Raw genomic sequence first — 16,374 nt, 5'->3', positions numbered from 1 at the left:
ATTTCTGTACTTAAAAAATTTACCTGATTTATTTTATTAATTAAATCAAACAAAAGTAAAAATGAAAAAATCATTTTATTTAGGTTGGGTATGCCTTTTTATGGTATACACCAATTTATTTGCTCAAGAAAAAACAGCACATGTTGAGCAATTAGAGGAAGTTGTTGTTACAGCAACAAAATTTGCAATTAAAAAAGAACTTGTGGGTAAAATTATTTACCAAATTAAAGCCGAAGAAATTGCTAATTTAAAAGGAAAATCGGTAGTTGATGTTTTAGATAATATTGCCGGAATTCAAATTAATGGAACCAATAGTTCAGCGGGTAAAAATAAAAGTACTTACATTAGAGGAGGGAGAGATCGTCAGGTTTTAGTACTTATAGACGGAGTGCCAGTTAGTGATCCTTCAGGAGTAAATACTACTTTTGATTTACGTTTATTAACTTTAAGTCAAATAGAATCTATTGAAATTATGAATGGTGCGGCAAGTACTTTATACGGTTCAGGTGCTGCAACTGGTGTTATTAATATTAAACTAAAAAAATCGAGTAATAAACCAATTTCATTAAATTATCAAACTTCAATAGGAACTAATAATTCTCAAAATGATTCTAAAATTAATTTAAATGATTTCAATCAGAATGTAACCGTTAACGGAACTTTAAATAAATTTACATATTTCACTTCATTAAATACTTCAAAAACAGATGGATTATCTGAAGCACTTAATGAAAATAGTGCTATAAAATATGAAAGTGATGCCCTAAAAGCTATAAATACATTTGTTAGAATTGGTTATGCTTTTAATGAAAAATTTAATATTCAGTTATTTAATAATTACGATAAAGATGTGTACGATTATGATGCCGGAGCTTTTACTGATTCTGATATAAATAATGGAGAGAATAAACAATTAAGATTTGGGCTTACTTCAAATTTTAATTATACAAAAGGGAGCTTATCTTTAACAACTTCTTATAATAAAATAGACAGAATGTTTGATAGTTTTAATAGCTGGGCAAACACTACAGATCATTACGAATATGCAGGGAAAACAACTTTAGTTGATATTGTAAATAATTACAAATTTTCCAATGAAATTCAATTAATTACAGGTTTAAATTATCAGAAACAAAGTAATTTAACAAATAGCCCTTATGGAAATATTGAAGATGATTTAGCGAATTATAATACGATAGATCCTTATGCTACAGTTATTTATAATTTAAAATCAGGATTCAATATTAATGCTGGGGTCCGATTAAATAATCATAGTGAATATGGAAATCATTTGGTTTATAATGTGAATCCATCCTTTAATTTTTCAAATGAATTTAGACTTATTTCTTCAATTAGTACAGCATTTATTGCACCAAGTACATATCAATTATTTTCACAATATGGAAATGTGAATTTAAATCCGGAAGAAAATAAAACAATTGAGGCCGGATTGGTTTTTTCAAAAAATCAACTATTTGAAATAAATTCTGTTTTCTTTTATAGAGAAGAAGATAATGCTATTATTTTACCAGATTATGTTACCTATCAAAACGCTACAGAAACCTTAAATGCAAAAGGTGTTGAAACATCACTTAAAATTAATGCTTTAAAGGATATTACAATTAGTTTAGGTCATACATATACTAATAAAAGTGCCGATTTAGATTATATACCAAAAAATAAGTTTACAGCCTTAATTGAAACAAATAGTATTAAAAATACCTATTTATCATTGCGTTTAAAAAATATTTCCAAAAGAACTTATTTTGATCAGTGGGGAACAGGTGAAAATATAAACCTGAAATCATATAATTTAGTTGATATATATGCCAGTAATGATATTATAAAAAATAAACTTACTCTTTTTGCGCAAGTAAATAATATTTTTAATGAAGATTATATTGAAACAATTGGATATACTACGTTAGGTAGAAATTTTAAAATTGGATTAGATTTTAATTTTTAATTAAAAAAAACGCTGTTTTAAAGTTTAAAGTTATACTGAGCTTGTCTAAATAGTTTGAGGATTTAATATATAATCTCAACTTAGACAAGCTCAGTTTTTATAACAGCTTTTTTAAAGAATACTCTTCACTTCATTTTTTATAAATGAAAGAGCAGTTGTTGATGGAGGAGAAGTCTCTAACATTCTTTTTAAAATAGCTTCTCTTAATTCTTGTGCATTTGTAATATTTTTATCTTCTGAAGTTTTTTTAATTATTTGTGAAGTCGCATTTTTTGCAGCAATTATAACACTCCAGCATTCTTCTGAAATATAAATTTGTTGTGATAAATTATGTTCAAATTCTTGTTCAATTGTATTTATTAAACTTAGTGTATATGCATTTTTATCATTATTAATTGAAGTTACTCTTAATAATAATTTTGATGGCTTAATTCGTTCCATAAATAATGTCATTCGCTCATATGCTTGTAGTTTTAAATGAAGTCCATTATTTTGATTTTCTTTAAGAATTGATAATTTAATTTTACGTTCTTCATTTTTAGTGTAATTAAAAAAGAAGTAATAGGATACAATACCTGTTACAATTGCTGGTACTGTGTAACTTATTAAGTCAATTATTTTTTCGGTTTCCATAAATATAAATTTCATTTCAAAATTAAACTATGTTAAAATAATACACAATATTCCTTCAATAATTATTGAAAATTTAATAAATATTACAAATTTTAATAAAATGAAATTAAGCATCTTATCAGTGTAACATCTGTTACACTTGTAAAAGGTAATTAATGATAATTGTCAGTATTAATACTTACGAATCTATTTAATTTTGTTGTGTAACAATTGTAGAATAATTATAATTAAAGCAATAATTGTTACATAACAAAGAATATTAAACAAATATTAAATTATGAAAAATTTACTAAAATTAGCAGTTTTATTATTTACAACTGCAACTTTTTCTCAAGCTGGACACATTATGCAAGGAGTTGGTTCTGTTAATATGTCTATGGGTGGAGCAGCAACAGCACAACCAATTGATATTAGTGGTGCATTGCAATGGAACCCTGCATCAATATCAACTTTTGATAATAAAATAATGAATTTTGATTTAGGGTTATTCTTTTCTTCACCAGAACTAAGTGCAACTTTACCTGCAGGAATGTTAGGTGCGGGAGCTCCGTCTGTTTCAGGAATTACAGAAGATGATAGAGGTGTTTCTCCAATGCCTGCATTAGCAATGGTTTGGGGTAATGAAGATAGTAAACACACGTTTGGAGTTTCGGCTTTTGGTATTAGTGGTTTTGGAGTTACTTTTCCAGAGGAAGCAAACAATCCAATGAGCCCTAACTTTAACCCAACTGAAAACTCAAACCCTATAAACTATCCTCAACAAGCTATGGGTTTTGGACATTTAGAATCTGATTATATGTTATTGCAAATTGGGGTAACTTGGGCTTATGAAATTTCTGATAATTTCTCAATTGGTATTGAACCAACAATTAATTATGGTGCGTTAGAATTAGCACCAAACCCAACTGCTAGTCCAACTGCTGCAGGTTATGGAATAAGCGATAAAGCTTCTGCTATTGGTTTTGGAGCACAAGTTGGTTTGTTTTATGAATCAGATGGAGGTTTTAAATTAGGTGCTTCTTATAAAACTGCACAATCTTTTGGAGATTTAGAATTTGAAAACACACATTTAGATAACGCTACAACTACTAATAGTTTTAATATGGATTATCCTGCTATATTGTCTTTTGGTACAGGTTATTCAAATGAAACAATTGATTTAGCTTTAGATTATAGAATGGTAGATTATGAAAACACAGATGGTTTTGCTGAAAAAGGATGGACTCAAACAGGTTCTGTAGCAGGTTTTGGTTGGAAAAACATTAATATAATATCTGTTGGTTTACAATATAAAGGTATTGAAAAATTACCTTTAAGAGTTGGTTATACATATAGCAGCAATCCAATTGAAGAGGAACTGGCATTTTTCTCTACACCAGCAACTGCTGTTATTGCGAATGCATTTCAATTAGGTTTTGGATACCACTTTAATGACAATTTTACTTTAAATGGAGTTTATCATCACGGTTCAAGTGATGGAAAAACAGAAGGTCAAGTTTTAAACCCAATGATGGCTTCTGCTTCAAATCCATACGGAGCAATTCCTGGATCTAAAGTTGGTTATGAAATGACTACTGATATGATAATGTTAGGAATATCTTATACTTTTAGTAAATAGTAATACAATCACAAGTTAATTTTAAAAACGGCTTCATTTTTTTGAAGTCGTTTTTTTTTGTTCTAAATTTTAATGTTTATTTGCAATACCAAATTATTAATTAATGCTATTTAGAAACAATAGAACACTTATTTTATATTCATTATTTTTATTTATACTTTCGGCCATATATGGATTAATATTACGTTATAATTTTGCCTTTCCAACTAAAATTATTTCATATAAAAATTTATTACAAGGGCACTCTCATGTAGCATTTTTAGGATGGGGATATTTAGCTGTTATTTCCTTAATTTTAAAATTGTTTATACCTAAAGAAAAAAGGAATTCAACTATTTATAAAAATACTTTAATTATAATATTAATTGTTGTTTTTTTAATGTTAATTAGCTTTTTAATAAGTGGTTATAGAGTGTTTTCTATAGTTCTGCTTTCAGTATTTGGAATAACTTCTTATATGCTATCTTTCAGGTTATTAAAGGATGTAAGCGGTAAAAGTATTTCAGTTAAACTGGTTAAATATGGTATTTATTATTATTTAATTTCAAGTTTTGCAACCTGGTTTTTAGCTTATGTAATTGTAACACAAGGAAAAACAACATTATATTATAATACAGTCTATTTCTATTTACATTTTTTATACAATGGATTCTTTGTTTTTGCTTTATTCGGATTGTTATTTAAAGTTTTAGAAAATAAGGAAGTTTTAATATCTAATAAATTTAAAAAGTACTTTTTAATATTTTTAAATATAGCTTGTATTCCAGCATATATACTTTCTATTTTATGGAGTTCAAATAATAGCACTTTAAATATAATTGGTTTTTTAGCATCAATTTTACAATTGATATCATTAGTATTTCTTTTCAAAATTTTAAAACAGGTCTTTCAACAAATTAATTGCAGTATTATTTCAAAAATACTTTTAACCTTTGCTACAGTTGCATATGCATTAAAAATTTTAGCTCAAACAGCTTCTGCATTTCCGTATTTTGTTAAAAAATCTTTGGCATTAAAACCTTTTTTTATAATTGGATATTTACATTTATTTACACTTGCTTTTATGAGTGTTTTTATCTTCTTTTTATTAAAAGAGTTAAAAATCATCTTTTTTAATAAACCAATTTCTAAAACAGGAATAGGATTTTTTTTAGTAGGTGTTTTTTTAACAGAAATAGTATTATTTCTACAAGGCTTTTTAATTTTAATTCAATTTAAACCTATTGAAAACTATACAATTATATTACTGATTTTTAGTTTTTTAATTGTGGTTGGTTTAATATTAATTTTTATAAGCCAGTTTACAAAACACTATAATTTTATAAAATAATTATTTGTCGATAACTTTTATTGCCCAACTTAATTTGGAATAGTACTTTTGAATTTTAAAGAATTCCTGTGATAAATTATTTAGAAAATCTTAACGAATCTCAAAAAGCGGCGGTTGTTCATAAAGAAGGACCTATGATTATTATTGCTGGAGCAGGTTCAGGTAAAACCCGTGTTTTAACATATAGGATTGCACATTTAATGAATAAGGATGTGGATGCTTTTAATATTTTAGCATTAACATTTACCAATAAAGCAGCACGCGAAATGAAAAATCGTATTGCAACTGTTGTTGGTGCTTCGGAAGCAAAGAATTTGTGGATGGGAACTTTTCACTCTGTTTTTGCACGCATATTACGCTCTGAAGGTGAACATTTAGGTTTCCCTTCAAACTTTACAATTTACGATACACAAGATGCCGTAAGATTGCTTTCTTCAATAATTAAAGAAATGCAATTAGACAAAGACCGTTATAAACCAAAACAGGTTTTAAGTCGAATTTCCTCCTTTAAAAATAGCTTAATTACAGTAAAAGCATATTATAATAACCCGGAACTTATTGAAGCTGATAAAATGGCTCAGCGTCCTAAAATGGGTGAAATATATCATCAATACGTAGAGCGTTGTTTTAAAGCCGGTGCTATGGATTTTGATGATTTATTGCTGAGAACTAACGAATTATTAACTCGTTTTCCAGCCGTTTTAGCAAAATATCAAAACAGATTTAAATATATTTTGGTTGATGAGTACCAGGATACAAATCATTCTCAATATTTAATTGTAAGAGCATTAGCAGATCGTTTTCAAAATATTTGTGTAGTAGGTGATGATTCTCAAAGTATTTATGCTTTTCGTGGAGCAAACATTCAAAATATTTTAAACTTTCAACGCGATTATGACAAGGTTGAGATTTTTAAATTAGAGCAAAATTATCGTTCATCAAATAACATTGTGCAGGCAGCAAATTCTGTAATTGAAAAAAATAAAACAAAATTAGACAAAGAAGTTTGGACAGATAATGATGAAGGAGCTAAAGTAAAAGTAATGCGTACTTATACTGAAGGGGAAGAAGGAAGGTTTATAGCAAATTCTATTTTTGATAATATGATGAATTTGCAATTAAAAGGTTCTGATTTCGCAATTTTATATAGAACAAACGCCCAGTCTAGAGCGCTGGAAGATGCGCTTAGAAAAAAAGACATAAAACATAAAATTTATGGAGGATTGTCTTTTTATCAACGAAAAGAAATAAAAGATACGTTGGGTTATTTACGTTTGCTAATAAACCCAAATGATGAAGAAGCTTTAAAAAGAGTTATAAATTATCCAATGCGAGGTATCGGCGCAAGTACTATTGATAAACTTTCAGTTGCTGCTAACCATTATAAAATATCAATTTTTGAATTACTTCAAAATTTAAATAAGTACGATTTAAAATTAAATTCAGGAACAAAAAATAAACTGGATAATTTTATAACAATGGTGCAGCATTTTCAAATTGAAGCGCAAACTAAAAATGCTTTTGAAGTTGCTGAATTTGTTGTAAAACAAACTAGGCTAATAAAAGATTTGGAGAAAGACGGAACTCCAGAAGGAGTGAGCAGAGTTGAAAACGTACAGGAATTATTAAATGGTATAAAAGATTTTATTGAAGTTCAAAAAGAAAAAGAGGAGGATGATTCATTGGCATTTTTTCTAGAAGATGTTGCATTAGCAACCGATTTTGACAGCGATAAAAAAGATGATACACCCAGGGTTTCATTAATGACTATTCACTTAGCAAAAGGATTGGAATTTCCATACGTATATATTGTTGGTTTGGAAGAAAATTTGTTTCCTTCAGCAATGAGTATGAATACACGTAGTGAGTTGGAAGAAGAACGAAGATTGTTTTACGTAGCTTTAACCAGGGCAGAAAAACAAGCCTATTTAACGTATGCACAAACGCGTTATCGTTGGGGTAAATTGGTTGATTGTGAACCAAGTAGGTTTTTGGAAGAAATAGATGATAAATTTTTGGAATATCTGACTGTTAAAGAACCTGCTGCAATGCAAAATAAGTTTATTAATGAAGATATTTTTGGTAGTGTTCCTCAAAATAAAATACGATTTAAAAAACCAGTTCAACGTACTCCAATTAAAAAAAATACAACACAAAAAATTGAGTTTCAGCCACCAAAAAACTTAAAAAAAGTTACAAAAGCTACTGTTTCAAAATCAAACTTATTCGACAATAATATTGTGGTTGGAAACGTTGTAAATCATACAAAGTTTGGTAATGGAGAAGTTCTTAGTTTAGAAGGAAGTGGTGCTAACCAAAAAGCTGAAATAAGATTTGCTTCCGTAGGTGTTAAAAAGTTACTATTACAATTTGCGAAGCTTACAATTATTAGCTAAAATAGCATTGTAAAACCGATATTTATATTGTAATTTGCATAAATTAATAAAGAAGAAAAGATACATGGAATTTGATTTAGAATACAATGGTGAAAGACCACATTTAATAATACCAGAATATGGCAGACATATTCAAAAATTAGTAGACTACTGTGTGAGTCTTGAAGATGTTGAAGAACGTAATAAAATGGCAAAGGCAATAGTAGATGTTATGGGAAATTTACAGCCTCATTTACGTGATGTTCCAGACTTTAAACATAAACTTTGGGATCAGTTATTTATAATGTCTGATTTTAAGCTTGATGTAGAATCTCCATATGAAAAACCACTAAAAGAAGAGCTTCAAGCAAAACCAGAGCCTTTAGCGTATCCAAAATCAGCTTCAAAGTATCGTTTTTATGGAAATAACATTCAAACTATGATTGATGTTGCTTTAACCTGGGAAGAAGGAGAAGCACGTGAAGCATTGTATTATGCAATTGCAAATCATATGAAAAAGTGTTATTTAAACTGGAATAAAGATACTGTTGAAGATAAGGTAATATTTAAGCATCTTAAGGAGTTATCTCACAAAAAAATTGATCTTACAGAAAGTACGGAAACATTGTCTGAAGTAAAAGAGTTAATGCGTAAAAGAAAACCTACCAATAAGAGTAGACAAAACGATTCGAGAAAAAAAAATATTAAATATAAATAATTTAGTAAAAGATGGCAACATTTGTAATTGAAGGAGGTCACAAACTAAGTGGGGATATAACTCCCCAAGGAGCTAAAAATGAAGCTTTGCAAGTTATTTGTGCGGTTTTGTTAACAAAAGACAAAGTTACAATAAGTAATATTCCAGATATTAGAGATGTTAATAAGCTAATTTATATTCTTAGTGAATTAGGGGTAAAAATTGAAAAAATTAAAAGTGATACTTATACTTTTCAAGCTGATGACCTTAATCTTAAATATTTAGAATCTGAAAAGTTTAAACAAGATGGTAGTTCTTTAAGAGGCTCTATTATGATTGTTGGCCCATTATTAGCACGTTTTGGAAAGGGGTATATTCCAAGACCAGGTGGTGATAAAATTGGACGTAGAAGGTTAGATACACATTTTGAGGGATTTATAAAATTAGGAGCAAAATTCAGATATAATAAAGACGAAAAATTTTACGGTGTTGAAGCAGATTACCTTACAGGAACTAATATGCTTTTAGATGAAGCATCGGTAACTGGAACTGCAAATATTGTTATGGCTGCTGTCATGGCAAAAGGTATTACAACAATTTATAATGCTGCGTGTGAACCCTATTTACAACAATTATGTAAAATGTTGAATAGTATGGGCGCAAAAATTAGAGGAGTAGGCTCTAATTTACTAATTATTGAAGGTGTTGAAATTTTGAGTGGATGCTCCCATAGAATTTTACCAGATATGATCGAAATTGGTAGCTGGATTGGTATGGCTGCTATGACAAAATCTTCCATCACAATAAAAAACGTAAGTTGGGACGATTTAGGATTGATTCCGCGTGTTTTTCAAAAAATTGGAATTAATTTAGAAAGAAAAGGGGATGATATCTTTATTCCTGAACAAGATAGTTACGAAATTCAAAATTTTATTGATGGTTCAATTTTGACAATTTCTGATGCTCCTTGGCCAGGTTTTACACCTGATCTTTTAAGTATTATTTTAGTTGTTGCTACTCAAGCAAAAGGAAGCGTTTTAATTCATCAAAAAATGTTTGAAAGTCGCTTGTTTTTTGTAGATAAATTAATTGATATGGGAGCCAAAGTAATTTTGTGTGATCCACATAGAGCTACTGTTATTGGTATGAATCATGAATCTAGTTTAAAAGCTACAACTATGACTTCACCTGATATTAGAGCAGGTATTTCATTATTAATAGCAGCGCTATCAGCAAAAGGAACAAGTACAATTCATAATATTGAACAAATTGATAGAGGGTATCAAAATATAGATACACGTTTAAGAGCTATTGGGGCTAAAATTACCAGAATTGAATAGCCTTAGTTAAAAAAAATTAATCCCGCTTAATGCGGGATTTTTTTATTAATGTCATATTGGCATAATTAAAAAAATGGCAATACTTTTGCTAACTATTTAATTGAAAAATTTTTTAAATAAAATTATGAGTAAAAAGAAAGATTTAAAGGAAGAAAAAGAAGTTATAGATAACGAAACAACTCAGCAACCAAAGCAGGAAATTAGTATTGAAGAGCAATTAAAACAAGATGTTGCTCAAGAAAAAGATAAGTTTTTAAGGTTGTTCGCTGAATTTGAAAATTATAAAAAGCGTACTTCAAAAGAAAGGGTTGAGTTATTTAGAACTGCCAATGAGGAATTAATGACAGTTTTACTGCCTATTTTAGATGATTTTGACAGAGGTTTAAATGAAATTAAAAAAGCTGATGACAAAGAATTATTAAAAGGTATGGAACTTATTAAAAATAAACTTTATAATTCTTTAACTCAAAAAGGTTTAAGTCATATTGAAGTGAAAAATGGTGAAACTTTTGATGTTGAATTACACGAAGCAATTACACAAATTCCAGCTCCTTCTGAAGATTTAAAGGGGAAAATAATTGATGTTGTTGAACAAGGTTATAAATTGGGCGATAAAGTTATAAGATATCCGAAAGTAGTAGTAGGACAGTAAAAAAAGTATAGTATAGGGTAACAGTGAATACTGAAAACTGAGACTAAAAAGAATATGGCAAAACAAGATTATTACGAAATATTAGGTGTTTCAAAAAATGCAACTCCTGCAGAAATAAAAAAAGGATATAGAAAGATGGCAATAAAATACCATCCGGATAAAAATCCTGACAATAAGGAAGCAGAAGAACAATTTAAAAAAGCTGCAGAAGCCTATGAAATATTAAGCGACGAAAACAAAAAAGCACGTTATGATCAATATGGACATGCTGCATTTGAAAATGGTGGTGGTGCCGGAGGTTTCGGTGGTGGCGGAATGAATATGGATGACATATTTAGTCAGTTTGGTGATATTTTTGGAGGTGCTTTTGGAGGCGGAGGTGGCTTTGGTGGCTTTGGCGGAGGCGGTTCAAGAGGGAGAGCTCGTGTAAAAGGCAGCAATTTGCGAATTAGAGTAAAGCTAACTTTAGAAGAGATTGCAAATGGAGTTGAGAAAAAAGTAAAAGTTCGTAGAAAAGTTAAAGCTGCTGGGGCAACTTTTAAAACATGTACAACCTGTAATGGAAGTGGTCAGGTAATGCGTGTTACTAATACTATTTTAGGGCGTATGCAATCTGCTTCAACCTGTCCAACTTGTCATGGCGCAGGTGAAATTTTAGATAAAAGACCAAAAAATGCTGATGCACAAGGTTTAGAACAAAAAGAAGAAACAGTTTCAATTAAAATCCCAGCAGGAGTTACGGAAGGTGTTCAATTAAAAGTGAATGGAAAGGGAAATTCTGCACCTGGAAATAATGCTGTTGATGGAGATTTAATTGTAGTAATTGAGGAAATTAAGCACGAAACTTTAAAAAGAGAAGGTACTAACTTGCATTACGATTTATATATTAATTTTTCTGAAGCAGTTTTAGGAATAAATAAAAATATTGATACTGTTACAGGAAAAGTAAAAATTAAAATTGAACCTGGTACTCAATCTGGAAAAATATTAAGGTTAAGAGGGAAAGGTTTGCCAAGTATAGATCATTATGGAAATGGAGATTTACTCGTTCATATAAATGTATGGACTCCTCAGAATTTATCAAAAGAACAAAAGGAATTTTTTGAAAAAATGAAAACTGATGAAAATTTCACTCCAAATCCATCAAAAACAGATAAATCTTTTTTTGAGAAAGTAAAAGATATGTTTTCGTAATTTTTTTTATTTTTTTTATAAATTATAATAATATTTAAGTTATATTTGAAATGTTATTAGCGAAATATCTAATAACACTTTTTCTTTTTCATAGCAATTTTCCCACTCAAATTTTGAGTGGGTTTTTTTATAACGTTTAATAGCGTATTTTTGCAAAAATAAGTAGGTTGTCTTATCGCTTTAATTTATTAAAGAGGAAAGTCCGGACACCAAAGAGTAGCATAATGGATAACATCCATCCAGCGTAAGCTGAGGACAAGTGCAACAGAAAGCAAGTACAGTTAGGCTGTAGTGAAACCAGGTAAACTCTATGCGGTGAAATGCCACGTATATTGAAATTTTAGAGTTACTCGCTCTATTTCAAGGGGTAGGCAGCTTGAACTATAAAGCAATTTATAGTCTAGATAAATGATAAGAACTTTTTAAAGTACAAAATCCGGCTTACAGACCTACTTATTTTATTATCATATTCTTAATATTTACAACGTTTTCGTTACGGATTTTTATATTATTAAAAATAATAGTGCTTTTTAGTATTTATATCACTAAAAATGCATTGCGAACAACGAATAGGTTAATTAAAAAAATCATTTTTTGTACCTTCGCTGAATTAATATAACTAAACAAAATTATATAGATATGGCTTTTGATATTGAAATGATTAAAGGGGTTTATTCTAGAATGACAGAACGTGTTGATGCTGCTAGAGAAGTAGTTGGAAAACCTTTAACCTTAGCTGAAAAAATATTATACAATCACTTATGGGATGGTAATGCATCATCTGCATATAAACGTGGTAAAGATTATGTAGATTTTGCACCTGATCGTATTGCTTGTCAGGATGCTACAGCACAAATGGCATTATTGCAATTTATGCAAGCAGGGAAAAACAAAGTTGCTGTACCAACAACTGTTCATTGTGATCATTTAATTCAAGCAAAAATTGGTGCAGATAAGGATTTACAAAATGCATTAAACACAAGTAGTGAAGTTTTTAATTTTTTAGCTTCTGTTTCAAATAAATATGGAATTGGATTTTGGAAACCGGGAGCAGGAATTATTCATCAAGTTGTATTGGAAAATTACGCATTTCCTGGTGGAATGATGATAGGTACTGATTCCCATACGGTAAATGCTGGTGGGTTAGGAATGATTGCAATTGGTGTTGGTGGAGCAGATGCTGTTGATGTTATGGCTGGAATGCCTTGGGAATTAAAATTTCCTAAATTAATTGGGGTTAAATTAACTGGAAGATTATCTGGTTGGTCTGCACCAAAAGATGTGATTTTAAAGGTTGCAGGTATATTAACAGTTAAAGGAGGAACTGGTGCCATTGTAGAATATTTTGGCGAAGGTGCCAAATCTATGTCGGCAACAGGTAAAGGAACTATTTGTAATATGGGTGCTGAAATTGGAGCAACAACTTCAACTTTTGGATATGATGAGTCTATGGAACGTTATTTACGTTCAACAGATAGAAATGAAGTAGCGGATGAAGCTAATAAAATTGCATCATATCTAACAGGAGATGATGAAGTTTATGCAAATCCAGAGCTCTATTTTGATCAGGTTATAGAGATTAATTTAGATGAATTAAAACCACATATTAATGGACCTTTTACTCCAGATTTAGCTACAGTTGTTGGTGAAATGACTGAAAAAGCAAAAGCTAATGACTGGCCGTTAAAAGTAGAATGGGGATTAATCGGTTCTTGTACAAATTCATCTTATGAAGATTTATCGAGAGCAGCATCTGTTGCTAAACAGGCGGTTGATAAAAAATTAGTTACTAAAGCAGAATTTGGTATTAATCCGGGATCGGAACAAGTACGCTATACTGCTGATAGAGATGGCTTATTAGCTATTTTTGAAGAATTAAACGCAAAAATATTCACCAATGCTTGTGGCCCTTGCATTGGTCAATGGGCAAGAGAAGGAGCTGATAAGCAAGAAAAAAATACAATTATACATTCTTTTAATAGAAACTTTTCTAAAAGAGCTGATGGAAATCCAAATACACATGCATTTGTAGCATCTCCAGAAATGGTTGCCGCAGTTGCAATTTCAGGTAGATTGGATTTTAATCCTTTAACAGATAAATTAATAAATCAGGATGGAGATGAAGTAATGTTGGAAGAACCAACAGGAATGGAATTACCTCCAAAGGGTTTTGCTGTAGAAGATGCCGGCTATGATGCACCAATTGCTGATGGTTCAGGTGTTAATGTTATTGTTAAAGATGATTCAGAACGTTTACAATTATTAACTCCATTTACACCTATTGGAAATTCTATTAAAAATGCTAAATTATTAATAAAGGCATTTGGTAAATGTACAACTGACCATATTTCTATGGCTGGTCCTTGGTTGCGTTTTCGTGGTCATTTGGATAATATTTCTAACAATTGCTTAATTGGTGCTGTAAATGCTTTTGGTAAAGCAACAAATAAAGTAAAAAACCAATTAACCGGTGAGTTTGGAGCTGTTCCAGACACAGCTAGAGCATATAAAGCTGCTAGAATTTATTCAATAGTAGTTGGTGATCATAATTATGGTGAAGGTTCTTCGCGTGAGCATGCTGCTATGGAACCACGTCATTTAGGTGTAGCTGCTGTAATTGTAAAATCATTTGCACGTATCCATGAAACCAACTTGAAAAAACAAGGAATGTTAGGTTTAACTTTTGCTAATGAAGCAGATTACGATTTAATTCAGGAAGATGATACGTTTAACTTTTTAGACTTGAATGAATTTGCTCCTGAAAAACAATTAACTTTAGAAGCTGTTCATTCTGATGGATCAAAAGATATTATTAAATTAAATCATACCTACAATCAAAGTCAAATAGATTGGTATAATGAAGGATCTGCATTAAATTTGATAAAAAAACAAAATCTTTAATGTAAATTAATTTAGAAGAAACTAAATTATAATAAAAAAGAGGCGTTTTTAACGCCTCTTTTTTATTATAAAATACTTTAAAATAGCTATGTATTATATTTTTGTACTTGTAATTAATTGAAAAACAATACAAAACAAATTAGATTCTAACGTTTTCGTAAATATATGTTTTCATAAATAAATTTTTTGTAACTTTTTCTCTTAATTTTGAAATTAATTTTTATAATCCATATATTTAAAAAATTCACAAGATTTTTTAAAATACAATAAAAAATTAAAAAGTTTTATCTAAAATTATTGATGCTTTTTATATTAAAATTTTTAAATCAAAATTTCAATAACAATCAATTTATATAACATAATTATTAAATAATTTAGAGTATTTTTTTATGAAAGCACTGTTTTATACAAGAGAATTTCCACCTTATGTTTATGGAGGAGCAGGAGTACATGTTGAATATTTAGCAGCTGAACTTGCTAAATTAATGGAGGTTGAAGTAAGAAGTTTTGGTGACCAGGATGAAAAAACAGGAAATTTAACAGTTAAAGGCTTTCCTTATGATAATCCAATCTTTAACAATTCAAATGATAAATTAAAAGCGGTATTGCAAACTTTAAGTACTTGTATACATATGAATGCCGATGAAATTGATGCAGATATTGTTCACTGTCATACTTGGTATGCACAATTTGCTGGTATTGTTGCGAAATTATGTTACGGCATTCCCTTAGTAATTACCACACATTCTTTAGAACCACTTAGACCTTGGAAAAGAGAGCAATTGGGTAGAGGATATGATGCGTCTTCTTGGGTTGAAAAAACTGCAATTGAAATGGCTGATGCAGTAATTGCAGTTTCAAAAGAAACAAAAGAGGATGTTTTAAAGTATTTTAATGTAAATGAAGATAAAATTAAGGTAATTTATAATGGAATAAACCTTGAGCAATATGTTGTTACCAATGAAACTTCAACTTTAGAGCAATATGGAATTGACATCTCAAAACCGTATGTCCTTTTTGTTGGAAGAATAACAAGACAAAAAGGAATTATACATTTAGTAAATGCTATTAAATATATTGATCCTGATACTCAAATAGTTTTATGTGCCGGAGCACCAGATACAAAAGATATTGCAAAGGAAATGGAAACGAGTGTAAATGAGGTTAAAAAAACAAGAAATAACGTTATTTGGATTGATGTAATGTTGGAAAAACATGAAGTTATTCAATTGTATTCTCATGCAGACGTGTTCTGTTGCCCTTCTATATACGAACCATTTGGAATAATTAACATTGAAGCAATGGCTTGTGAAACAGCGGTTGTTGCAAGTGCTGTTGGTGGTATAAAAGAAGTAGTAGTTGATGGTGAAACAGGAATATTAGTTCCTTTAGAACAACAAAAAGTAGCACCATTTGAACCAATAGATCCTGATACGTTTTCGAAGGATTTAGCCAATGGAGTAAATAAATTAATACGCAATAAAGAATTAAGAATGAAAATGGCTAAAAATGGAAGAAAAAGGGTAGAAGAAACCTTCGATTGGATTGCCATTGCAAAACAAGTTGAAGCATTGTATAAATCTTTAATTTAAAAGAGCATTGTTTTCATAAAAAATAGCATAAATTATTTGAGCTAAAAATAGTACAAGCTCTTCGTCAAAAAATCAA

At 29.6% G+C, this 16,374-nt stretch carries 11 protein-coding genes and 1 other RNA gene; 11 read left to right on the top strand and 1 reads right to left on the bottom strand.

Annotation, left to right across the window (positions count from 1 at the left end):
• Positions 1-61: 61 nt before the first annotated feature.
• Positions 62-1,966: a TonB-dependent receptor plug domain-containing protein gene (locus tag BX611_RS06785; RefSeq protein WP_115879499.1), complete on the top strand. Its 1,905-nt coding sequence runs from the start codon at positions 62-64 to the stop codon at positions 1,964-1,966.
• A gap of 111 nt (positions 1,967-2,077) precedes the next feature.
• Here BX611_RS06785 and BX611_RS06780 read toward each other — a convergent pair whose 3' ends face one another.
• Positions 2,078-2,599, bottom strand: coding sequence for a DUF7935 family protein (locus tag BX611_RS06780; protein WP_115879497.1), 522 nt, complete (start codon positions 2,597-2,599; stop codon positions 2,078-2,080).
• A gap of 277 nt (positions 2,600-2,876) precedes the next feature.
• On the opposite strand from BX611_RS06780, the gene BX611_RS06775 reads away from it, so the two are divergent.
• From BX611_RS06775 to glgA, 10 genes are all read left to right on the top strand, one after another.
• Complete coding sequence (locus BX611_RS06775) at positions 2,877-4,217, top strand: OmpP1/FadL family transporter (protein ID WP_115879494.1); 1,341 nt, start codon at positions 2,877-2,879, stop codon at positions 4,215-4,217.
• Between the two features lie 103 nt (positions 4,218-4,320).
• Positions 4,321-5,547, top strand: a complete 1,227-nt coding sequence (locus tag BX611_RS06770) for a hypothetical protein (RefSeq protein WP_115879483.1) — start codon at positions 4,321-4,323, stop codon at positions 5,545-5,547.
• 68 nt (positions 5,548-5,615) lie between these two features.
• On the top strand, positions 5,616-7,943 hold the full coding sequence (locus BX611_RS06765) for an ATP-dependent helicase (protein ID WP_115879481.1): 2,328 nt from the start codon (positions 5,616-5,618) through the stop codon (positions 7,941-7,943).
• A 64-nt stretch (positions 7,944-8,007) separates the two neighbouring features.
• Complete coding sequence (locus tag BX611_RS06760; protein WP_115879479.1) at positions 8,008-8,640, top strand: DUF4290 domain-containing protein; 633 nt, start codon at positions 8,008-8,010, stop codon at positions 8,638-8,640.
• 11 nt (positions 8,641-8,651) lie between these two features.
• Complete coding sequence (murA, locus tag BX611_RS06755) at positions 8,652-9,959, top strand: UDP-N-acetylglucosamine 1-carboxyvinyltransferase (RefSeq protein WP_115879477.1); 1,308 nt, start codon at positions 8,652-8,654, stop codon at positions 9,957-9,959.
• Between the two features lie 124 nt (positions 9,960-10,083).
• Positions 10,084-10,611, top strand: coding sequence for a nucleotide exchange factor GrpE (locus BX611_RS06750; protein ID WP_115879475.1), 528 nt, complete (start codon positions 10,084-10,086; stop codon positions 10,609-10,611).
• Between the two features lie 54 nt (positions 10,612-10,665).
• A complete protein-coding gene (gene dnaJ / locus BX611_RS06745) occupies positions 10,666-11,805 on the top strand; it encodes a molecular chaperone DnaJ (RefSeq protein ID WP_115879473.1) in 1,140 nt (379 codons plus the stop codon).
• Positions 11,806-11,964: 159 nt separating this feature from the next.
• Positions 11,965-12,265: RNase P RNA component class A (rnpB, locus tag BX611_RS06740), an RNA gene on the top strand.
• A gap of 179 nt (positions 12,266-12,444) precedes the next feature.
• The gene (locus BX611_RS06735; RefSeq protein WP_115879471.1) at positions 12,445-14,706 is read left to right on the top strand and encodes an aconitate hydratase; all 2,262 of its coding nucleotides are present in this window, start codon (positions 12,445-12,447) and stop codon (positions 14,704-14,706) included.
• Between the two features lie 389 nt (positions 14,707-15,095).
• On the top strand, positions 15,096-16,298 hold the full coding sequence (gene glgA, locus BX611_RS06730) for a glycogen synthase (RefSeq protein WP_115879469.1): 1,203 nt from the start codon (positions 15,096-15,098) through the stop codon (positions 16,296-16,298).
• Positions 16,299-16,374: the final 76 nt, after the last annotated feature.

Source organism: Lutibacter oceani (assembly GCF_003384935.1).
GTDB classification, from domain to species: Bacteria; Bacteroidota; Bacteroidia; order Flavobacteriales; family Flavobacteriaceae; genus Lutibacter; species Lutibacter oceani.
The sequence above is the reverse complement of the archived record's forward strand: the minus strand, read 5'-3'. Positions and strand labels throughout refer to the sequence as shown.

What these genes read in the sequence shown, in the direction of transcription:
- BX611_RS06760 (WP_115879479.1), top strand. Translation starts at nt 8,008, where the DNA reads ATGGAATTTGATTTAGAATACAATGGTGAAAGACCACATTTAATAATA.
- BX611_RS06780 (WP_115879497.1), bottom strand. Translation starts at nt 2,599, where the DNA reads ATGGAAACCGAAAAAATAATTGACTTAATAAGTTACACAGTACCAGCA.
- murA (WP_115879477.1), top strand. Translation starts at nt 8,652, where the DNA reads ATGGCAACATTTGTAATTGAAGGAGGTCACAAACTAAGTGGGGATATA.
- BX611_RS06735 (WP_115879471.1), top strand. Translation starts at nt 12,445, where the DNA reads ATGGCTTTTGATATTGAAATGATTAAAGGGGTTTATTCTAGAATGACA.
- dnaJ (WP_115879473.1), top strand. Translation starts at nt 10,666, where the DNA reads ATGGCAAAACAAGATTATTACGAAATATTAGGTGTTTCAAAAAATGCA.
- BX611_RS06785 (WP_115879499.1), top strand. Translation starts at nt 62, where the DNA reads ATGAAAAAATCATTTTATTTAGGTTGGGTATGCCTTTTTATGGTATAC.
- glgA (WP_115879469.1), top strand. Translation starts at nt 15,096, where the DNA reads ATGAAAGCACTGTTTTATACAAGAGAATTTCCACCTTATGTTTATGGA.
- BX611_RS06770 (WP_115879483.1), top strand. Translation starts at nt 4,321, where the DNA reads ATGCTATTTAGAAACAATAGAACACTTATTTTATATTCATTATTTTTA.
- BX611_RS06750 (WP_115879475.1), top strand. Translation starts at nt 10,084, where the DNA reads ATGAGTAAAAAGAAAGATTTAAAGGAAGAAAAAGAAGTTATAGATAAC.
- BX611_RS06775 (WP_115879494.1), top strand. Translation starts at nt 2,877, where the DNA reads ATGAAAAATTTACTAAAATTAGCAGTTTTATTATTTACAACTGCAACT.